Genomic DNA, 21,413 nt, shown 5'->3' with positions numbered 1-21,413 from the left:
GCACAGGATGGCGACGAACGAGAACCACCGAAAAAAGAAATAAACATTTTCCAAATTGACGTAAAACTCGCTACCTACGCGGTGGCTTTATGCCTCCAGGGCGTTTTGGCGAAGGATATTCGCTTTGACCGGGTAGATTTTGCCCATGGTTTGGGCAGCGTGATGAAGAAGATGGCGTAGGTCACACGGGTGAGTAAGTTTCAGGACATCCTTGCTTTTGTTAAAGTTGCCGAGCTCGGTGGATTTGCCGCAGCCGCAAAGATGTTGGGAACGTCTCCTTCAAGCATTACGAAGCGCGTCGTCCGTCTCGAGGAAGGCATGGGTGTGCAATTGCTCCACCGCACGACCCGGCGGACGCATCTGACAGCTTACGGCAGTGAGTTTTTCGAGCGTTGCCAGCAGATCTTGGCAGACCTTGAGGAAGCCGAGACTGCGGTCCGGGATGCCAATCATCTGGCCAGCGGAACGGTCAGGCTGGCAGTGCCACCATCGTTCGGGCGGATGACCGTCATTCCCGCCCTGCCCTCTTTTTATGAGCAGCATCCAAACATTCTGCTCGATCTCTGCCTCAAAAAGCCGACGCTCAATCCCATCGACGGCGGCTTCGATCTCGTCGTCCACTCCGGACGTCTGCCGGATTCTCTGCTGCTGAGCCGCATACTGGTGCGCGGACCGCAAAAGACAGTCGCCTCTCCCGCCTATCTGGAAAGGTACGGCACGCCCGAGAAGCCGGCGGATCTCATTCATCACAGCTGCATCGTCGGCAGCTTTGGGGCGGACTGGCATTTCCGTGATTGTGATGGCCACGACGATACAATCCGCGTATCGGGCAAACTGGTGACGGACAGCGGCGATATCATGCGGGAAGCAGCCGTTCATGGCATAGGCATCGCCCAGGCCACCTGGTGGCTCTTTCGCGAGGACCTGCGGGAGGAACGTCTCGTGACGATCCTCGCGGATTATGAAGTTGAGGCCGACCCGATCTCGATCATTCTGCCGGCAAACCGCCGTACACCTGCCAAGGTCCGCACCGTCATTGATTTCCTGCTGAAGATCACGCGGGGCCGGCCGCTGGAGGACGAGTTCGTAATGGCAGGTAGCAGATAGACTTGATAGGTACGATCACGCACGCCAGCGACGCGGGCAAGGTCCTGTTCTTGTTACCATCAAAGTGCGATTATCTTCATCTTCTGACCACCACGCCTGCGCATCGAAGCGCCCCATTCGAAGGCGAATGGCAGTGGCTCGGCAAGTTCAAGCCGGCTCTTTCGCAATACCTTTATCAAGGCTGTGGCCATCTCGATCTGCGCAAAGCGGGCGCCGCCACAAATTCGCGGACCGGCTGAAAAGGCCATGAAGTTGGACTTCCGATCAGCCCGCCCTTCACCATGTGGGTCATGACGATCGATCCGGAATTCCCGCGGTGCATCCCATGCGGACGGGTTCTGGTGCAGTCCAATGACAGAGACGAGCACCCTGTCACCCGGCACGATTGCTTCATTGCCGATCATGTCCGAAGCTTGGGCAAACCGCGAAAGAATGGCGACGGGAGGAAACACCCGCAAGATTTCGTCGATAAACGGCCGCAGGCTCGGGATCCGATCAAAGTCAGCCATTGATGGATCGTGATCGCCGATGGTTGCCCTGATCTCCTCACGTAGCTGATCCTGGAAATCGGGCGCGGATGCCAGTACGGACAAGGCCCAGCCAAGTGCGGCCGAAGTCGTGTCAGAGCCTGCCACGACAAGCGTCAACAACTCGCCTGCGAGATCGATGCGCGTTTCCTCCGGTCCCGATTGGGTTTCGTCGGCAGCCGCGATCAATGCGCTCAACGCATCATTCTCAGGCCCGCTGGTGCGGCGATGCTCGACGAGAGCTGCCATTGCCGCGCGAATTCTGTCGGTGGCGGATTGCGCGTGGGCAAGCATTGCGCTGTCTGCCCCCGAGGGTACGCCCGGAAGATCCCAGGTGCGAGCCGCTGCATAGCGAATGATGGGCCGCAGATCCTCCGCAAAACTGCTGCCAAGCACATCAAGCGGCGTTGAAAATGCAACCTCGGTCAGCGCTGCCACGGCCGCACGGTCGATCAAGCCGTCGATGACCGTTGGGGCTCCGCCAGTTGCAAGCAGAGCATCCGCGAAATCGTCATAGATCCCGGCAACGAGCGCAAGCGCGCGTGCCGTATCATGGGGCGCAATGAAACTTTGGCTTATGCGCTGCGAATGCCGCCAGGCTTCGCCGTCAAGGGTCAGGCGGCTGCGCCCGAAAAAAGGGGTAAAGGATGCGAAATTCTTGGTGTAGTTGCCAAGGTTACCGACAAGCACCCGGGCGGCCAAAGCCGGATCCTGGACGATGACCACACTGGTTTCACCGACGGGTATACGCATAGTCTCGCCGGGATGCTGTTCAGCCAGCGCATAAAGAAACAGGCAAGGGTCATCCGCGATTGCCGGTCGTGGCGCAGTGGATGTCGGTTTACGCTTTTCAAGGCGCTCGGCAGGTGCACTGCCGGTTGTGTTGAGAACGGAAGCTTTCCGTGCGCCCCTGCCCCTATTGCCATATGCGCGTTTGAAAAAGACCCTGATGCCCGGGTTGAGATCCCGGCAGGCGCGCATGAGCCCCAGCGTTATCGTGGGGTCTTCAACCGCAACGGTGGTCAGCGCGGCGGCATCTGCGTCAGTATCTGATGGCTCCAGTTCGCCGCGGTCGTCCGCCCAGGCATCACCCGATTGTTGCGTCGTCGGGAGCCACCCCGCATAACCGATGATCCGATCACCATCATAAGTAACGACATGTTCGCCGTTGAGTATCTGACGGCGGACTGCTCGGGCAATTGTATCGAGATTTGTGGTCGAGAACGGTTCAAAACGCGACAAAAAGTCGAGCGCGGCGCCAAATGATTCAAGTGTAGCCGGCATGGTTTTGAACTTGGCATTTCTTTTCATCGTATGCATCTCGAATGAATATCGCCACCATTTGGCAAGACAATTATCTATGGATCACCTGCAAGGCGAGGCCGAAAACGCGAAAATCCCTTAGCCAGATAATTTTTGTGCGGTGGGATACCGTTCGTGAGGAAATCAGTATATCCATAACAACCGTTTTGATATCTTAAGTTTCATGCACACACCCAAATGGGGGGATTGATGTCGCTCAAAGCTAGTCCGCTTCTTGTATTGCCAGTATTGGCAGTCACTGCATCCGCAACTCAGGCGGCCGATATGGTCTACAACGAAGCGGCTCCTGAGCCTCAGTCCGTTGCGGCAAACTACGTGGCGCTTGAGGGTGGGATTCTCTGGGCTGATCAAGGCATTGTCGACGCCAATGACAGCGACAAGTTTGGCAACATACGCGACGATCGTGGCTTCTACCTCGCTGCAACCTATCGTCGGCTCGTCAACCCGGAATGGGATTGGCAAATGACGGCGACCGGCACGTGGCTGAAAGGCCGGCAAGTCTCAGAATATAGAGAGTTCCCAGAAGATTATCAGCCCTGGGAACTGGGTAGGGTAAAATCAAACCTGACGTTCCAGACTGCTGACTTTGATGCTGGGTATCATCCCGGCGCAAACCCGTTGACACGCCTGCACATTGGCATCCGGGCCCTTCATTCCTCAGACAAGCTCACCTATTGGTCTCCCTATGACTACTGGAGGGAATGGGTCGATACCGAAGGCTGGGCTATCGGCCCGAGGATTGGCTTCCAGTCCGAGACCATGCTTGGAGACTCACAGTTCGGTTTCGTCGCTGAAGCGTCGGGATCTATCCTCCTTGGCAGGTTTAAGACTGAATACGGCTATCAGTATGACGGGCAGGACGAAGCCTATACTGAATCCTACAGCGACACCCGCGCGGTCTATAATCTTGAGGCGCTGGCCGGCCTCTCCTGGCATGCAACCGAAAGCCTGACGATCACTGCCGGCTATCGGGCTCAGAAGTGGTGGGGGCTGCGCAACAATACGGCGTTTCCCGCGAGTTCTAACCCATCAGTCAGCGTGGACAGTGACATTCTTCTGCATGGACCGTTTCTACGCATCGGTATGACATTCTAGAGCGGTTCCAGGAAAAGTGGGAAGCGGCTTTCCGTCTGAAACCTGCGCCAAGACAATACCCTGGATCATTTCGGTGTTCCTATGAAACACTGAAATGATCTGAAGGAAGTTTCGCCGGTTGGCAGTATCGGGGTTAGGCGATCGTAGTAAAGCGCGTTGCAGGTCAGCCGCTCGCCGCGGATCGACGCGCCAGCAGGAACGCGAGCGCGTCCTTGACGAACCGACGTTCGTGCCCCTCTGCCCGGACAGCAGCGTCCGGTGCATGGATGGCACGAGCCGTTCGATTGCAAGGCAGGTTCATTACACCAGATATGACTTCAGGATCGACGCACCGATCGTATACTTTGGGTCGACCATGTTGCCCAGCCTGGCGCGACCGACCTGCGTCAGAAGCATGTAGGCGTCGAGTTCCGTGAAATCGTAGTCGGCTGCCATCCAGCGCACCAGCTCACGGTATGCGATGCGGGCGGCATCTTCCATTGGCCGGCCTGAGCCGATGGTCATGATGACCTTTTCGTTCTCCAGCCGCACCCATTTGAAGTTCCAGTTCTTGATCAGGTCGATCTGCACGGTCGTGACCGTGGGATGCTCGATCGCCACACCGCAAAGCTCGCCGTCACCCTGGTTTGCGTGGCAGTCGCCAAGGTAGAGAAGTCCGCCAGGCGCATTCACCGGCAGGTAAACGACCGCGCCCGGCGCGACGTCAGGCAGGTCCATGTTGCCGCCGTAATAATCCGGCTGCAGCGCCGAAATCGCTTCGATTTCCGGGGAAGTGCCGATGGTTCCGATGAATGGCTCGTAGGGGATGGTGATCTTGTCGTTCCAGGTCACGCCCTTGACGGCATCCACATGGACCTTCTTGACGCGTTCCGGCAACGGAGCGTTGAGAATAGCCGTGTCGCCGGTGCCGACGAGGCCGCCGAATTCGGTAAGAAGACACGTGGTGCCCGCGGGTTGCGGGCCGCGTGGGCGGATCTCCTTGATATAGACGGCAAGGCAATCGCCCTTTTCAGCGCCGTTTACGTAGATCGGACCGTTCTGCGGGTTCAGATAGGGGAAGTTGAGGATCTGGCTTGGGACGTCGCTTTCGCTCTTGATGGCGCCCTCGAAGGCGTCATGGGTTTCCACCGAGACCTCCGTGCCGGGATCGACCCGCAGCACCGGCTCGACATAGGGGCCGTACACGTAGTGGTACTTGCCCTGATCGGCCTCGGTGATGCTGTGGACGCTATTGACGTTTCCCTTTGCCACGGCACGTTGGGCCATGATCGAATTTTGAAGCCAAGACATCTGGTTTTCTCCTCATTTTTTGGCGGCCTATACGGCCAGGTACTTTCTGATGGTGTCGCGGTCGTCCAGCTCGTGCGGCGTCACGTGGGCGACGATGCGGCCCTTGTCCATGACGTAGCAGCGCTGGGCGAGCGCCCGGATCATGTCGAGGTTCTGCTCCACGAACATGATCGTCATGCCGCTATCCTGATTGAGCTTCCTGATGATGCGGCCGATATCCTGAACGATGGACGGCTGGATGCCTTCGGATGGTTCGTCGAGCAGCAGAAGCTGCGGCGAGCCGACCAGCACGCGGCCGATGGCAAGCTGCTGCTGCTGGCCGCCCGACATCGTTCCGGCCTGCTGCCCGGCGCGTTCCCTCAGGATCGGGAACAGTTCGTAGATCCGCTCATAGACGTCCGGCGAGACGCGTTCGCGCATGGACTCGCCGACCTGCAGGTTCTCTTTGACCGACATGCGCGGAAAGACGTCGCGGCCCTGCGGAACATAGCCGATGCCAAGCCGGGCGCGGCGGAATGACGTCAGTCCGGTCAACTCGGTCGAGCCGAAGGTGATGGTGCCCGCCATGCTTTCGACCAGCCCGATCAACGTCTTCATCAGGGTGGACTTGCCGACGCCGTTGCGCCCGATCACGGCAACGATCTCGCCCCTTGAGACGGTAAGGTCGACGCCTTGCAGAACCGGCTTGCCGCCATAGCCCGCCCGAAGTCCCTTGATGTCGAGCATGGTCTCAGTCATGGCTTTGTCCCAGATAGATTGCGGCAACCCGCTCGTCGGCGACGATCTCGGCGAAGGTGCCTTCAGCGAATATGCGCCCGAAATGGAGGACGGAGACACGGTGCGCCACCTGCCGGACGAAGGCCATGTCATGCTCGACAGCGAGCACGGTCATGCCTTCAGCGTTGAGCTGCTTCACGATCTCCCCGGTCATGTGTGTTTCTTCGGGTGACATGCCGGCTGTTGGCTCGTCCAGCAGCAGAAGCTTCGGTTTCAGCGATATCGCCATGCCGATCTCGAGCCACTGTTTAAGGCCGTGGCTGAGATTTCCGGCAAGCTGGCTGGCCACGTCTTTAAGCTGCAGGAAGTCCAGCAGCCTTTCCACCTCTGCATCGAGCTCGGCACCCTCCAGCCGGCGCTGCAGAGCGATTTCAAGGTTCTGGCGCACACTCAATGCACTGAAGATGCCGGGCACCTGGAACTTGACGCTCATGCCCTGATTGATGCGCTGGAACGGCTTGAGCCGGGTTATGTCTACTCCGTCGAACATGATCTTTCCGCTAGACGGTTGGTGCTCTCCCAGCAGCAGGCGGAAGAAGGTGCTCTTGCCGGCACCATTTGGCCCGATGAGACAATGGATCTTACCTGCTTCGAGGGTGAAGCTGACATCGGCGGTGACGTGCAGGCCGCCGAAGTGCTTGTTGAGATTGTGGGTCTCCAGCATGGCCATGGCTACGCGCTCCCATTCTTGCGGTTGAAGAGGGAACCGAGCAGGATGCCGGCGTTGGCGACCAGGCCCTTCGGAGCCAGGAGGACCGTGCAGACCAGAAGCAGCCCCATCACCACCAGCGCATACTGACTGCCGTAGATGGTAAGTGCCTGGAAGCCTGAGAGAACGATGAGCGTCCCTATCAGCGTGGCTGTGATGTCGGAACGGCCGCCCACAGCAACCCAGATGATGGGAAGCGCGGCCGAGGTGATGCCCATCGACGACGGGGTAATGTACTGGCCCCAGCTTGTGTAGAGCGCACCGCTCAGCCCGGCGAGCGCCGCTCCTATGACAAAGCCGCCGAGCTGGTACTTGCGAATGTCGTAGCCCAGCATTTCTGCGCGTTCCGGATTCTCGCGCACCGCTACGAGCACATTGCCGAACTTGGAATTCACCAGGATGCGCAGCCCGAGGTAGATGATCACGAGGAGGCCGAGAACAAGGTAGTAAAGGCCGATATCGGGGTAGAGAACGATATCGCCGCCGAACCATGGCAGGGTGAGCGGCGGCATGCCGCTCATCCCGTTGAAGCCGTTGAGGCGCGCCGATCCGACTGTCCACTGGGGGCCGGCGGTCTGGGCCATGAAACGCTCCAGCGCCAGCGTCACCGAAAGGGTGACTATGCCAAGGAAGATGCCGCTGATGCGGCCGAAGAACAGGAAGTAGCCCAGAATGGCGGCGAACAGCGCGGCAATGGCGATGGCCATCAGCACCGCGACTACGCCGAGACCGTAGGCGGTGCCGAAATTGATGGTGAGGATGCCGTAGCTGTAGCCGGCAACGCCGAAGAAGGCAGTCTGGCCGAATGACAGCGAGCCGCCATAGCCCCAGATGATGCTGAGGCCGAGGGCCATGAAGGTCCAGTTCAGGAAGTAGATGTTGTTGCCGACATCATATCCGTCGGCAAACAACGGATAGGCCAGGGCAATGGCCAGGACTACCGCGAAGGCGGTCCAGAACAAGGGCCCCTTTCCCATGGTTTGCGGCCCTTCCAGCCGCTTGAAGATCCGTGACAATGTCATTGCTGCTCAGACCCGCCCCTTCAGAATGAAGCCCGTCACGCCTTTCGGCAGCAGGCGGATGGTGATGATGACGGCAAGGAGGAGTCCGATCTGGCCCGCCAGCTGTCCCTGCCAGGAGGTCAGCGAGGCTTTGACTACCGCGAGCAAGACAGCTGCGGGTGCGGTCCCGATGAACACGTCTGCGCCGCCGACCACGACCGTGACGAATGCTTCCATGATGAAGGTCGTGCCCATCGTCGGGATCATCGTCATGGTCGGCGCGTAGATGCCGCCGGTGAGGCCAGCAAGGGCTGCGCCAATGCCGAAGGTAAGCGTGTAGATGCGGTTGGTATCGACCCCCAGCGCACTCGCCATATGTGGCGCCTGAATGGTGGCGCGCGCCAGCACGCCGAACCGCGTCTTGTTGAAGACGAGATAGAGCAGCAGGAGCACAGCGATCGCCGTTGCCATCAGCACGAGGCGATAGTACGAAAAGGACAGGGAGCCGACCATGAAACTGCCGAGCGGAGTGCCAACGCCGCGCATGGTAGGGCCGAAAAGGATCAGCGTACCCTGCGAGGCGATAAGGCTTACGCCCCAGGTGGCGAGGATAGAGTCGAGAGGGCGCGAATAGAGCCTGCGCACCACCAGACGCTCGATGACCATTCCGACAAGCCCGGCAAAAAGGCTGCCCACGATGATGGCGAGCGGCAACGGCAGGCCCCAGTTGACCGCGAACACGGTCATGTAGGCACCGCACATGATGAACTCGCCATGCGCAAGATTGATGACGCCCATCATGCCGAAGATGACGGCGAGGCCGCAGGCGGAAAGGACAAGAAACGCGAACGCGTCGCCAAATTGGTAGGCTGACGACACCAACGTTGTCACGAAATCCATTAGGAACTCCAATGGGGCAGCAGACTGCGTGGGGATGGGCGCGATGGATCGCGCCCATTATTCACGTAGGCATCTACTGCTTGGTTGGAGGATTGGACGGCGTGTACTGCGCGTCCGGATCGGACTGGGTCAGGTCGCAGCCCTCATCGCCGAGCCAATAAGGCTTGATGTTGTCCCATACCTTCGGGAAATCGATCGAATGGTCCTTGTTGACATGCGCCAGATAAATCGTGTGCGACATGTGCTGGCTCTTTGGATCGAGGCAGACATTGCCGGATGGACCATCAAAGCAGACGTCACCTTCCGCGATCACCTTGCGCAGGTCGTCGCGCTTGGTGGAGTTGGCGCGCTCGACCATCTGCTTGTAGAGGTTCATGGCAATGTAGGAATTCGCCGCTTCCTGGTTGACGTAAGGCTCGTTCGGATACTTGGCGTGGAACTTCTCCAAAAACGCCTTGCTGGCCGGCGTGTCGACTTCTTCGATGTAGTTGGTGGTGACATACATGTCGCCGAGCGAAGGCGGGGTGAAGCGCTTGTGCTCGTAGCCCTGTCCGACGTTGACCGATGATGCCATCGGCAGGCCGAGATTGGCCGAGGCGGCCTGCTCGTAATAGGAGGCCTGGGCGGCGCCCACGAGCAGGGTCACGACGAACGCGGGCTTGGCGTTCTGGATGTTCTGGATCGTCTGCGAGAACTGCGAGACGCCCAGCGGAATGAACTCCTCGCCCACCATCTCACCGCCGTTTTCCTTGACGATGTTGCGCACCCATTCGGCCGAGATCTGGCCAAAATTGTAGTCGGCGGCGATCGTATAGACCTTGTTGCCGTATTTCTCCATCATCCACGGGATGAGCGTCGAGAACTGTTGCTCCGGCACCGCGCCGGTGACGATCATGTTTGCGTCGCAGACACCGCCCTCATACTGGTTGTTGTAGAAGGCCAAGCCGTCGAACTGGTTCACGATCGGGCGATAGGCTTCGCGCGAAGCCGATGAGAAGCCGGCGAATACAACGTCGACCTTGTCACGCTGCAGCACGCGGCGCATGAATTCCTGGTAGCGGTTGTTGTCGGACTGGGTGTCATAGACGACCAGTTCGATCGGGCGGCCAGCGATGCCGCCGGCCTCGTTGATCTCTTCTGCCGCCAGTTCGATCGCGTGGACCTTGCCGATTGTCGCGGCGGCAAAGTCGCCCGATTGATCTTCCAGCACACCGATCTTGATGGGATCGGCGGCAAAGGCGGCTCCGGACACAGCAAAGGCGCACGCCAGCGTGCCAGCCTGTAGCCATCTTGATGTCATGTTGTTCTCCTCTGGTTTATTATTTTTAGGCGTAGTTGGTCTTCGGCCCGATTTGCGTTTCGAGTTCATCCGGTCCGGGGCCGTGGGCATGGATGAACGCCTCGCAGAAATCCTCGAGGCTTTGGCGCGAACGCATGCTTTCGCGGCGCAACTGGTCGTAGGCTCCGGCATAGTCCGCGCCGGTGCGGTGCATGACGATCAGGACAGCCTGGACGAGCGTCTTGCGCATCAGCCTCCGCCGCTCATATTCATCGACCAGATCGGCCAGGTGACGACGGCGGCGGAACTCGTTGATGCCCACGTAGAGCGCCGAGTAGACTGCGGCCCGGTGGACAGGCTTGCGCAGGGTCGAGGTGGTGCCAAGCTGCATCAGCGAGCGCAACCGGCTTGGTGCTTCGACACCGATGATGCCAATGACTGGAAGACAACGGCTGGGTTCCGATGCACTTGTATCCACCGCGACGTTGAGGTCTGAATCGATGAACAGGACGTTCTTCTCGCCGGGTTCGATCTGCAGCTTGGCATCGCGGATCTCGGCCATGACGACGGCAATGCCGAGTTTGCTCAGCATGTCCTCAAGCTGCTCGACGGCTCCGGGCTGCTCCGTCGCGATGGTCGCGCGGTAGCCTACGAAATTCTGGATGATGCGCGGCTCGTTCATTTGATCACCCTCAGCTTCGGCATGCTGTTGCGAATGGCATAGCGGGGCGTGGTCTTCACGAGATATGGATCAGGCTGGACCGGATCGTCAGCCTCCCAGAGGATGTCGAATTGGCCCGAGGCCGTGGACCTGCCGATCCGCGGCGTGAGGTATGCGTGGTTGGTTGCTCCATCGATGCTGACCTTCCCCTGCGGTGCCTCAACCGTCAGCGCAGGCAACGCCTTGCGGACCGCATCGACGTCATCGGAGCCTGCGGCAGCGATCGCTGCTGCCAGCAGCTTTACCGCCACATAGGAGGCTTCCGCGTCTGCCGAGGCGGCCGCGCTGTTCGGCCATCGCGCGCGATAGGCTGCGGCAAAGCGGGAATTGGCAGGTGACTTGATGGAGGAGAAATAGACGCTCGAGCTGATATGCCCGTCCATCGCGTGCCGCCCGATTTCTGCCAGTTCGGGCTCGGATAGGCTGCAACTCACCACCGGGATTTCCGACGGCTGGTCAATACCGCGCTCCTGGCAGGCGGCGCGGAATGCCTGGAAGAAACGGTAGGCGCTGGTGCCGATCAGCGTGTTAAAGACGAAATCCGGCTTTTCCTCCAGGATCGCGGCAATGGTCTTGGAGAAATCAGTGTCGCCGACGGCCGTATAGCGCTCCGAAAGGACCTTGCCCCCGGCGGCGGACAGTGCTTCACGCAGGATGCGATTGTTCTCCCAGGCCCAGATATAGTTCGAGCCGACGCAGAAGGCGCGCTTTCCAAGGTTGGCGAGCAGGAACTCGATCAGCGGAATGATATGCTGATTGGGCGCTGCTCCCGTATAGACGACGTTGGAAGAGGTTTCGAAACCCTCGTAGTGGGAGGGATACCAGAGCAGCGCGTCGCTTTTCTCGAAAAGCGGAATGACGTCTTTGCGGCTGGATGACGTGTAGCAGCCGACGACATGCCTGACGCCGTGCTTGCCGAGCAATTCCAGGCTCAGGCTGGCATAGCGCTCGAATGAACCGGCGGGATCGGCGATGACGGGAGTAAGCTGAAATGGACAGGCTTCGGCTATCTCATCGAAAGCCAGCATCGCTCCGTTGAACATGGAGCGCGAGACGACACCATATGGGCCGCTATGGGAAAACAGGACTCCGATCTTGTACAGCGCTTTTGCCATGACTCCCCTCGCAGGCAAAAAAAAGTGCCCTACAGTGTTGGCACTGTGGGCATTCTTGCCATCAATATGTCATGCAAATTTTTGCGCCACCCGGGCTCACCTGCCCAACGCATAGGCATAATGTATTGGAAACATCCGAAGTGTCAACTATCCATACGGTGAGCACTTGCCACGAACGGATTGCAGCAGTGACGGGCTATAGGCCCTGACCTGCCTGCGGCTGGATGCGCACGGGAACGGATTTCGCCGACGGCGTCTTGCTCTCCTCGGCATGATGCCAGAGCGGGATAAGCGCGTTGCATTCGGGAAAATAGGCGGCGCAGGTGCCAGCTGGCAGATTGTAGTCGATCACCTGAAAGCCTTCCATGCTGCGCGTTATGCCATCATTGACCGCCGTCGTCATACGCACCATCCCGTCCTTCCGAATGCCCAGACGTTCCCGGTCGTCCTTGTTCATCATCACGATCATGCGTGAGCCGTGAATGCCGCGCAGACGGTCGTCATAGCCATACACCGTTGTATTGAACTGGTCGTTGGAGCGCAGCGTGATGAGCCGCATCACGGTCTCGTCCGCATCGTCGTCGAAGCTTGCGGAGAGCCCTTTCGGCAGCTTGAAATTGGCCTTGCCTGTCTCGGTTTCCCACTTGCGGTCTCTTGCCGCCACGTGTCTCGGGAAGCCGCCCGGCACATCCATCCGCTTGTTAAAATCGCGGAAGTCATCCGGGAAGGTTGCCTCGATGGCATCGCGGATGAGGGCGTAGTTTCCGACCCACTCATCCCACGGGACCTTGGGATTGGGCGCCAGCGCCGCCTTGGCGATTTCGGCGACGATACGGGGCTCGGACAGCAGGTGAGCACTGGCGGGCGTGAACTTGCCGCGCGAGGCATGGATGCATGTGGTGGAATCTTCCATGGTGACGATTTGCGGCCCTGTCGCCTGCTCATCGATTTCGCTACGAACGAGCGTCGGCAGAAGAAATGTGGATCTCGCGGTCACCAGATGGGTTCTGTTCAGCTTGGTGGCGATATGAACACCAAGGTCAAGGCGCCTCCATTTGCGTTCCATCAGCTCCCGCTCCGGGATGGCGCGCAGGAAGTTGCCGCCCAGTCCGATGAAGGCGCTCACGTTTTCCGCGATGATGGCTTCGCAAGCCTCCACCGTGTTCATGCCATCTTCGCGCGGTGGTTCGAAACCGTATTGCTCTGCCATCCGGTCAAGCGGCACCAGGCTGGTTTTCTCCGAGATCCCTACCGTGCGCTGGCCCTGAACATTGGAGTGACCGCGGATCGGGCAAATGCCAGCACCAGGCTTGCCAATCTGGCCGCGCATCAAGAGCAGGTTGACCAGCATCTGCACGTTGTCGATGCCGAGCTTGTGTTGGGTAAGCCCCATGCCATAGATGGCAATCACGGACTGAGCCTTTGCGTAGGTCCGTGCGGCTGTCTCCAGCGCCTTGCGTGGCAAACCCGATGCCTTGGTTATTTCGGTCCAGTCAGTGCCCAGCACCATTTCCCTGAACGCATCGAAGCCATGGGTGTGCTCGGCAATAAACGCGTGGTCGAGCACCGGCGGCTGTCCGCTCCCCCTCGCCTCCTCGTCCAGAGCGAATAGCACCTTGGCGATGCCCACCATCGCTGCGATGTCACCCCCTGCTCTTACCTGATGGTATTGGGTCGCTATTCTGGTCGGCGAGTTTGACAACATCTGCACCGGATCCTGCGGGTTGACGAACTCTTCCCAGCCCCTCTCCCGCAGTGGATTGAAGACGATGATCGGCACATTGCGCTTGCGGGCCTGCTGCAGCGGATGCAGCAGCCTTGGCGCATTGGTCCCGACATTCTGTCCAAATGACAGGATGCAGTCCGTATCGTCGAAATCATCGAGCAGAACGGTCCCCACCGGGGTGCCGATGCTTTCGGGCAGCGCAACGGATGTGGTCTCGTGGCACATGTTCGAACTGTCCGGCAGGTTGTTGTTGCCGTAGAGACGCGCCATCAGCTGGTACATGTAGGAGGCTTCGAGAGATGCGCGACCGGACGTGTAGAACACCACACTCTTGGGCTCATAGAACTGAAGCTTTGCGCCGATATCGGCGAAGGCATCTTCCCAGGTGACCGTCACATATTTGTCGGTCGCAGGGTCGTAGCGCATCGGGTGCGTGAGCCGACCTTCATTTTCGAGATCGTAGTCCGACCAGGTGAGCAATTCCGTGACGGTGTGCCTGGAGAAGAATTCCGGTGTCGTTCGCTTTGAGGTGAGGTCCCAGAAGGTGGCCTTTGCGCCGTTCTCGCAAAACTCGGCCGTATGAGGCTTGGCGGGCTTCGCCCATGCACAACTGGTGCACATATAGCCGCCGGGCTTGTTGTGATCGCGCATCAAACCGGCAGCGCTGGTTACGGCACCCTGTCTGGTCGAGTGTTTCACCAGCGATTTGACTGAGCCCCAGCCTCCGGTAGGCTGATCGTAAGGTTTGTAGCGGGCTCTGTCATTCATGTCACACTCCGGGCTCTTCTCCTCAGAAAAGAGTTCCGTCGCGGATATGTTCCTGAGAGGACGCCTCTAACCACTCGAGACGATAAATGGTGTTCTCAGTCGATATGGACTGGATTAAAGCTTGGGAGGTCTCGCCGATGATGCAGGATCCTTGAATTCGCATCCCACCCATTCTGTTTTGACTTCGCTCAGGAAAGAATTGAGTGAAAGATCATCCGGCCCCGGCATTCCCCGATCCGGCCAGGAAGAGATCTGCACATGCCCGATCTGTTCGGAATGGGAAAGGTAAGATCCCAGAAGATCGTCTTCTTCACTTCGAACATGGAATGTATCAAACATCAGACGCAGATTTGGAATTCCCGTCTTCTTGATGATTGCCGCAGCCTCTGACAGGCGTGAATAGGGGTAGTTTTCGCAGGCCCTACGGCAAAGCGGCTCAAGAAGAATATTCCGGTGCGTCATTTCAGAAAAGCGGGTGAGATTTCGCTCCAGTACGTCCAAGCTAGCGGGCGTATCCACCCTACCCGCCAATACATGGATGTTCGGCACGTCGAGCGCATCTGCAATCCGAAGAGCATCTTTGAAGTCCAGCAAAGCCTGTTCTTCCGCGCCCGGAATTCCGGCACAACCCAGAGTTTCTCCCATCCTTATATTCATCCCGATGACGGGCAAACCTGTTTGCGCAAGTGCACTCCGTACGGAGGCAAGATCGTGACGCTGCGCTTCATCATGAAATTCGAGCCCGTCGAAGCCAGTATCTGCCGCTCGAAATATGCGATCGATGAAGCTTAGGTCGGGCCAAAGAAAACCAGTGTTCGCAGAAAACTTCTTGCGCATGATATTCAGCTATCCATGATGAGAATACGTCAAGTAATCTGGTTAAACGACACTAACCGCGACCCACGAAAGGCATTTTCGTTGCCATCAGCGTCATGAACAGCACGTTTGCATCAAGCGGAAGACCAGCCATATAAACGATTGCCGAGCCCACTTCGTTGACATCCATGGTCGCTTCCACGGCAATTTCTCCGTTGGGCTGCTGAATACCCTTGCTCATTGGCAATGCCATTTCCGTCAATGCGTTGCCGATATCAATCTGCCCGCATGCAATATCGAAGGGACGGCCATCCAGCGCTATTGACTTGGTCAATCCGGTAATCGCGTGTTTCGTTGCCGTATACGGAGCCGTACCCGGCCGGGGCGCGTGCGCGGAAATGGAACCATTGTTTATGATACGCCCGCCGCGCGGGTTTTGACGCCGCATCAAACCGAAGGCGGCTCGCGAGCAAAGGAATGTTCCGGATAGGTTTACGCCCAGAACCTGCAACCAGTTTTCGACTGGTATCTCATCGATCGGCCGCGCTGGAGCTCCAAGCCCAGCGTTGTTGAACAGCAGATCCAGCCTGCCGAACCGTTCTTCGACGCTGGCAAAAAGCCGATCAACGTCGTTGGGATCCGAAACATCTGCCGGGATGGCGAAGCCGCGTTCTGGCGCCCCCGTGAGGCTTATGGATTCAGCGAGTTTCTCTGCGCGACGGCCGACGAAAACAACGTTCCATCCGGCCTCGACAAGAGCGGTGGCAGCGGCCCTTCCGATCCCGGTTCCTGCGCCTGTGACCATTGCTACACGTTCAGTATTCATGTCGTACCCTGTTCCCTTCCAAGACGCGGCCAGATCATGAGTGTACAGGACGCGACCGAGCAAGGTCAAAAAAAGGCTGACGCGCGTGCGCCAGAATCCAAAGATCGGCAGAGGGCTTTCGACCTCCTGCCAATCTTCGGCATGTCAGCCAGTCTCAATCAGCGCCGGGATGGATTTGAGCATCCCGACGCTTCTTCCTGGCATCAGTCTTACGGCAGCGTGTAGGCGGTCTTCACCGTGGTGTAGAACTCCGCAGCGTAACGACCCTGTTCGCGCGGTCCGTAAGATGAGCCTTTCCGGCCGCCAAACGGCACGTGGTAGTCCACACCGGCCGTCGGCAGGTTGACCATCACCATCCCGGCTTCGGCATTCCGCTTGAAATGGGTCGCGTGCTTGAGGCTCGTCGTGCAGATACCTGTCGCAAGCCCGAACTCGGTGTCGTTTGCGAGCGCCAATGCCTCATCGTAGTCCTCGACCCGGATGACCGAGGCGACCGGCCCAAAGATCTCTTCACGGTTGATACGCATCTCAGGCGTCGTGTCCGTAAACAGCGTTGGCTCAAGATAGAAGCCTGGCGTCTCGCGTTGCACCAGAGAACCGCCCCAGGCGAGTGTGGCGCCCTCATCCTTGCCGATCGCGATGTAGGACAGGTCCTGGTCGAGCTGGTTCTGGTCTACGACCGGCCCGATATGCGTTCCATCCTTCACCGCATCATCGACGACAAGCTTGCTCATCCGGACTTTCAGCGCTTCCACGAAGGCGTCGTGGATCTTGTCTGTCACGATCAGGCGCGACGAAGCTGTGCAACGCTGGCCGGTAGAGAAGAATGCACCGTTTGCGGCACACTCGACCGCCACATCAAGATCAGCATCATCCAGGATGACGAGCGGATTCTTGCCGCCCATTTCCAGCTGGAACTTGCGCATGTGTTCGATGCTGCTGGCAGCGACCTTCTTGCCCGTTGCGACCGAGCCCGTGAAACTGATCGCATGGACATCGCGGCTGTTGAGCAGCACATCGCCCACGACCGAACCGCGGCCCATGACCAGGTTGAAGACGCCTTCCGGCACACCAGCCCGGATGATGATATCGGCAAGCGCCCAAGCAGACCCGGGCACCAGGTCGGCAGGCTTGAAGACAACGCAGTTTCCGTAAGCGAGTGCCGGAGCGATCTTCCAGGCAGGGATCGCGATCGGAAAGTTCCAGGGCGTGATGAGGCCCACGACGCCTACCGGTTCGCGCGTAATATCCACCTCGACACCTGGACGAACGGAAGGCAGCTTCTCGCCGGACAGGCGCAGGGTTTCGCCAGCGAAAAAGTCGAATATCTGGCCCGCGCGGACGACCTCACCGATGGATTCAGGCAGAGTCTTGCCTTCTTCTCGCGCCAGCAACCGGCCCAGTTCTTCCCTGCGGGCCAATATCTCCGTCGAAACCTTGAGCAGGATGTCGTGCCGGAGCTGGACGCTCGACCGTGACCAGGACTTGAACGCCTCCTTGGCCGCAGCGATCGCAGCTTCTGCATCCTGCCGGGAGCCACGGGCATAGACCCCGACGATCTCCCGGGTGTTTGAAGGATTGATGTTGTCTGCGGTCTCAGTCGCGTTGGTCCATTGGCCGCCGATAAAATTCTGATGCACAGTCATTTGATATCTTCCTGTTGTCGCTGCTCCGACTGATGGGAACAGTGTTCTCGTGAACCGAAAATCTAGTTACCCTGCTTGGGACAGGTGTTTTCGAAGGTGACGATGGCCCAGCGGTTCTGGCGCAGGGCCTGCTTTCGCATCCAGCCGTTCTTCTCGCCGAACTTGGCGCGGCACCAGGCGCCGTCGGTAGCCATCATGCAAAGGTCGGTTTTGACGCAGGTTTGCTGCGGCACCACGCCGACCACCTCGGCATCGTCGCGCGCCTCGGCACGTACGTTCAGGTTGACGAGCACCTGCACGCTCGCGCCTTCCGGAGCGGGAGGCGCGGCCTCTGCCGCATCCACGCACTTGCTCGTAAAGCCCGAATAGAAGCAGCCGCCGGCTTTCTTGGCAGCTTCAAGCATGGTCGCAGTGCCGCCGGCACCTACCCTCTCGAAGATCAACGGAGACCCCGATGCGCTGGTACCGCTGATCCGCCGTTGGCTGCCGCCCAATCGCGCGATCACCGCGCCGTCCGCATCGAAGAGGGTCATCTGCCCCTGGGCGACGCCCCAGGAACTGACCAGCGCGGCCTCGCCGCGGCAACCCGTGCCCTCTATGGCGAAGCGACCATCCGCGTCAGCCGTCGAGCCAAGCACCATGTTGCAGGTGGAGGGAGGGTTAGAATGGCGGGGATCGACAAGCTGCCATGTGCCGCTGAATGCCTCGACATATTGGTCGACAGACTGTGCGCGCACCTCAGGGGCGAACGAGAAGGCGCCAGCTGCGGCCAACATGGCCATCAGAAATCTCGTGAATTTCATCGCTCCGTTACCCACCCGACGAGACCTCTGCCTTGCCGACGATCCTGCCGTTCTGCCGGAGGACTACCCTGACCGAAATGCGGTCGCCCTTGGCAAGAGAGAGCGCGGTCTTGGCAATGTCCTGGGACTGGCCGGCCGAGAGGTTGAGTTTGCGGTTCTGGCGCGTTGTAACTGTGCCCGAGCCGCCGGTACGGTCGATCTCAACCGAACCCTCGATCTCGGCCATGTCGAAACCGACGGCCGATGCGACGATCTGCAGACCGGTCTCCGTAGGTTCGATGGCGATGGAGGGCACCGCAACGGCGGCGCCTCCATCCTGTGCCGTGGCGTCACCTGCACCACAGGCGGCGGCAAGGCCCACAATGAGTGCAGCTGCGTGACGCATGGCTAGAACCCTGTCTGCGTGATCGCGACCGTTCCCGGCGCCGTCGAGAACACCTGCATGCCAGTGACCCCGGCCTGGGTCAGGTTGTTGCCGTTCTGAACGATGGAGACTGAGCTGTTGGCTGCCACCGTCGTTGAGAACGAGTTGCCGTTGCCATTCTGGATGATCTCGCCCTTGCCGCCAGACTCTACCGTCAGCGAACTCGTATTGCTGCTGCCGTTCTGCACGATCAGGCCGGTCGCGGCATCGCCGACCATCAGCGAAGCTTCGTTGCCATCACCGATCTGCAGGATGGCGCCCAGGGCGTCGGCTCCGAATGCGCTCAGCTGAGCCGCATTGCCCACCGTGCCGCCAGCGGAATTGTCCTGAAGGAGCATCAATTGACCGCCGTCACCCACGATTGTCAGCATCGCGGTATTGCCCTGTCCTGTCTGAAGCGCGGATGGTGCGGTCGCCTGGTTCATCCGATACAGGTCGTCAACCTGGAGAGTACCGCCGAGCGCGTTGTCGATCATCTGCTGTGTGGGGCCGGCGACAAGCGAGTTGTCGGCCAGCGACTGATCCGACGACAGCATATTGCCCTGCAGCGCGCCGAGCGGACTGGTCTGGTCGATCTTCAGGACGTTGTCTTCAGCAAAAGCCGGAAACACAGTGATGAAGAAAACTCCTGCAAGTATAGCCCTAGATTTTCCAACCATCCGAACGTCCCTTCTTCTGTAAAAAGTCATCAACGCACCCTCCCTGCCGAGGCCACTTGCTCATCTTGCCGGACCGCGGGTGTCGAAGCCCGGATTGGCGATGGGGCGACGCCGGCGACAGCAGGCGAAGTCTCAGGATCCGCGCCATCCACCCCGGGCTCAACAGAGCCAACCGTCTCGCCCGGCATTGCTGGCGGCGGGGGTACGGGTGCTGCGGGCTTTGCAGCCGGAGACGGAGACGGAGCCGTTGCCGGGCGACGCGGCGCAACGGCCGCGCGGGGCCAGGCCGGTGTCGTCTCCACGACATCCGCGGCATTGCTTGTCTTGGGCGGCGGAACGATCTCGGCTGCTGCGGTGAGCTTGGTGCCGTACTTCTCGTCTCGATAGTCGGCAATCACCTGACGCCCCGCCTCCGCGTCTGCAAACGACCAGACGCCGAGTTCGGCACCCTCGATGATCATGCCCATGACCGCCTTTTCGATCGCCTGTTGCACGGCGATCTGCTTGGGTTCGTTGTGGGTGAGACCAGCTTCAGCCTCGAGGATCTTGTCGAGGGCAATGTAACGGAACGCACCTCCCTGAATCGCATAGGAGGCGATCATCTTGTGGACCGCGACGCTGGACAGAACCTCGCCGGTGTTCGTCGATACGGCCCGCAGCGTGACGGTTACGGTGTCCTGCTGCCATTTCGTGTCGCCGCCGATGCCCAGATAGCGGGCGCCGATGCCCCCCGTCATGGTGTTGGTGTCGTAACCGGTTATCCCACCCTGGAGGATGATGCCGGCATGATCGAGCGGCGGCAAAACGTTCGGGTCGATGCGCTGCTCGTTCCGGTAGAGCCGCCGCATCTCGGTGACGATCTGCCGTTCCTTGAGCAGGTCATCAAGGCGTGCGCGGTCGAGCACGGTAAACCAGCGCTTTTCGCCCGCATCCTGCAGAGCCTTGATCAGCATGGGCGCACCGCCCTGGGTGACAGCCCGCGACAGTGACTGAACGTTCTCACGTTCCTTGTACTGGCCAGTCAGGTCAGGAAAATCGTAAACGGCTACCGTGATGCGTTTCGCCGGTGCCGGAAGCGTACGCAGGCTGTGGCTCTGCTTCGTCACAGGCGTGTAGACGGGCTGGAGCAGGCCTGCCATCGGGACCGCCTGGCACCCGCTCAGCATAGCGGCGACAGCGCCGGCTACAGCGATCTTGGCGACCGTTTTCCGAAGGCTCCGCCGTTTAGCCATGGAGCCTGTTCCTGATACCTCTGTATGCACTGATCCGCCCTTCATGGAAATCAATTGAGCCCCGGGCTGAGCGAGGTGCTCGTCGTGAGGTCGCCGTAAAGGGCTCCGGTGTTCAAACCGCTGGACAGACCATTGCTGGTGGCGAGGCCGCTCTCCATCGTGGCACCCAGCCCCCCGGCGGACGAGACTAGGACGGGCACGACGATTTCAGTGACGCCGGTCGGATCGGTAATGACCAACCGAATGGAATCGCCCGTCCGCTCGAAGGTGACGGTCGTGTCGCCAAAGGTAACAGTTCCGGACTCCTGCGGATCGTCACCGAAGATTGCCTGGGTAACCTGGGCGGCGAGTGCTGAAAGCAGGCGGCTCTGGAGCTGTCGAACGAAAAGGTCAGCGTCGCTGGAGCCTGATGGATTATTAGGATCCGAACCAGCGGGCTTTCCCCCGGTGGCCGTACGCTGGGCATTGGCCAGACCCATCAGGTGAGACGAGTTCAGTGCGTTACCGCCGAACGAGGGATTGACCGGAGTGTAGACCATATCCTGGGCGGCCGAACCGCCTGCGCCGGCCAGAGCAACGCTGGCGGCCATAAGCCCTACGCGAACAATCTTCATCATCTTACCTCCCCCGTTATACTACATATACAAGACACCATTATCCTGCGTCTTG

20 protein-coding genes are annotated in these 21,413 nt (G+C 59.4%); 2 read left to right on the top strand and 18 right to left on the bottom strand.

Features of this window, described 5'->3' with window-relative positions; all coding sequences use genetic code 11:
- Positions 1-189 precede the first annotated feature (189 nt).
- Entirely contained in the window at positions 190-1,107 is a 918-nt protein-coding gene (locus IEX27_RS11640; RefSeq protein ID WP_188721220.1) for a LysR family transcriptional regulator, read from the top strand.
- Positions 1,108-1,166: 59 nt separating this feature from the next.
- Here IEX27_RS11640 and IEX27_RS11635 read toward each other — a convergent pair whose 3' ends face one another.
- Complete coding sequence (locus IEX27_RS11635; RefSeq protein WP_188721219.1) at positions 1,167-2,945, bottom strand: cytochrome P450; 1,779 nt, start codon at positions 2,943-2,945, stop codon at positions 1,167-1,169.
- 201 nt (positions 2,946-3,146) lie between these two features.
- Here IEX27_RS11635 and IEX27_RS11630 point away from each other — a divergent pair, with 201 nt between their 5' ends.
- Positions 3,147-4,052: an Lpg1974 family pore-forming outer membrane protein gene (locus IEX27_RS11630; protein ID WP_188721218.1), complete on the top strand. Its 906-nt coding sequence runs from the start codon at positions 3,147-3,149 to the stop codon at positions 4,050-4,052.
- Between the two features lie 300 nt (positions 4,053-4,352).
- On the opposite strand, the gene IEX27_RS11625 is transcribed toward IEX27_RS11630, so the two are convergent.
- The 17 genes from IEX27_RS11625 to IEX27_RS11545 all read right to left on the bottom strand — a co-directional run bounded on the left by IEX27_RS11625 (position 4,353) and on the right by IEX27_RS11545 (position 21,361).
- The gene (locus IEX27_RS11625; RefSeq protein ID WP_188721217.1) at positions 4,353-5,342 is read right to left on the bottom strand and encodes an acetamidase/formamidase family protein; all 990 of its coding nucleotides are present in this window, start codon (positions 5,340-5,342) and stop codon (positions 4,353-4,355) included.
- A gap of 27 nt (positions 5,343-5,369) precedes the next feature.
- Positions 5,370-6,080, bottom strand: coding sequence for an urea ABC transporter ATP-binding subunit UrtE (gene urtE / locus IEX27_RS11620; protein WP_244630336.1), 711 nt, complete (start codon positions 6,078-6,080; stop codon positions 5,370-5,372).
- Positions 6,073-6,789 carry an ABC transporter ATP-binding protein gene (locus IEX27_RS11615; RefSeq protein WP_188721216.1) on the bottom strand — a complete coding sequence of 239 codons (717 nt, stop codon included), beginning with the start codon at positions 6,787-6,789 and terminating at the stop codon, positions 6,073-6,075. Before IEX27_RS11615 ends, urtE begins: the two co-directional genes overlap by 8 nt.
- A gap of 2 nt (positions 6,790-6,791) precedes the next feature.
- Positions 6,792-7,850, bottom strand: coding sequence for a branched-chain amino acid ABC transporter permease (locus tag IEX27_RS11610; protein ID WP_188721215.1), 1,059 nt, complete (start codon positions 7,848-7,850; stop codon positions 6,792-6,794).
- Between the two features lie 6 nt (positions 7,851-7,856).
- Positions 7,857-8,729, bottom strand: coding sequence for an ABC transporter permease subunit (locus IEX27_RS11605; RefSeq protein WP_188721214.1), 873 nt, complete (start codon positions 8,727-8,729; stop codon positions 7,857-7,859).
- A gap of 73 nt (positions 8,730-8,802) precedes the next feature.
- Positions 8,803-10,029, bottom strand: coding sequence for an urea ABC transporter substrate-binding protein (locus IEX27_RS11600; RefSeq protein ID WP_188721213.1), 1,227 nt, complete (start codon positions 10,027-10,029; stop codon positions 8,803-8,805).
- Between the two features lie 25 nt (positions 10,030-10,054).
- Positions 10,055-10,690, bottom strand: coding sequence for an ANTAR domain-containing response regulator (locus IEX27_RS11595; RefSeq protein WP_188721212.1), 636 nt, complete (start codon positions 10,688-10,690; stop codon positions 10,055-10,057).
- Complete coding sequence (locus IEX27_RS11590; protein WP_188721211.1) at positions 10,687-11,844, bottom strand: transporter substrate-binding domain-containing protein; 1,158 nt, start codon at positions 11,842-11,844, stop codon at positions 10,687-10,689. Before IEX27_RS11590 ends, IEX27_RS11595 begins: the two co-directional genes overlap by 4 nt.
- Positions 11,845-12,040: 196 nt before the next feature.
- Complete coding sequence (locus IEX27_RS11585; RefSeq protein WP_188721210.1) at positions 12,041-14,338, bottom strand: FdhF/YdeP family oxidoreductase; 2,298 nt, start codon at positions 14,336-14,338, stop codon at positions 12,041-12,043.
- Between the two features lie 114 nt (positions 14,339-14,452).
- Positions 14,453-15,175, bottom strand: coding sequence for a TIM barrel protein (locus IEX27_RS11580; protein ID WP_188721209.1), 723 nt, complete (start codon positions 15,173-15,175; stop codon positions 14,453-14,455).
- A gap of 52 nt (positions 15,176-15,227) precedes the next feature.
- Positions 15,228-15,980 (bottom strand): SDR family oxidoreductase, encoded by a 753-nt coding sequence (locus tag IEX27_RS11575; protein ID WP_188721208.1) that lies wholly within the window; start codon positions 15,978-15,980, stop codon positions 15,228-15,230.
- Positions 15,981-16,189: 209 nt separating this feature from the next.
- Complete coding sequence (locus IEX27_RS11570; RefSeq protein ID WP_188721207.1) at positions 16,190-17,626, bottom strand: aldehyde dehydrogenase family protein; 1,437 nt, start codon at positions 17,624-17,626, stop codon at positions 16,190-16,192.
- A gap of 62 nt (positions 17,627-17,688) precedes the next feature.
- Positions 17,689-18,408, bottom strand: a complete 720-nt coding sequence (locus IEX27_RS11565) for an AprI/Inh family metalloprotease inhibitor (protein WP_188721206.1) — start codon at positions 18,406-18,408, stop codon at positions 17,689-17,691.
- A 28-nt stretch (positions 18,409-18,436) separates the two neighbouring features.
- Positions 18,437-18,814, bottom strand: coding sequence for a curli-like amyloid fiber formation chaperone CsgH (csgH, locus tag IEX27_RS11560; RefSeq protein WP_188721205.1), 378 nt, complete (start codon positions 18,812-18,814; stop codon positions 18,437-18,439).
- 2 nt (positions 18,815-18,816) lie between these two features.
- Positions 18,817-19,464, bottom strand: a complete 648-nt coding sequence (locus IEX27_RS11555; RefSeq protein WP_188721204.1) for a hypothetical protein — start codon at positions 19,462-19,464, stop codon at positions 18,817-18,819.
- Positions 19,465-19,541: 77 nt separating this feature from the next.
- Positions 19,542-20,744, bottom strand: coding sequence for a CsgG/HfaB family protein (locus IEX27_RS11550; protein WP_188721203.1), 1,203 nt, complete (start codon positions 20,742-20,744; stop codon positions 19,542-19,544).
- A 50-nt stretch (positions 20,745-20,794) separates the two neighbouring features.
- Positions 20,795-21,361, bottom strand: coding sequence for a curli assembly protein CsgF (locus tag IEX27_RS11545; protein WP_210315530.1), 567 nt, complete (start codon positions 21,359-21,361; stop codon positions 20,795-20,797).
- Positions 21,362-21,413: the final 52 nt, after the last annotated feature.

The sequence above is a fragment of the Nitratireductor aestuarii genome (genome assembly GCF_014641695.1).
GTDB lineage: Bacteria > Pseudomonadota > Alphaproteobacteria > Rhizobiales > Rhizobiaceae > Chelativorans > Chelativorans aestuarii.
This window is presented reverse-complemented; position numbering and strand designations above follow the sequence as displayed.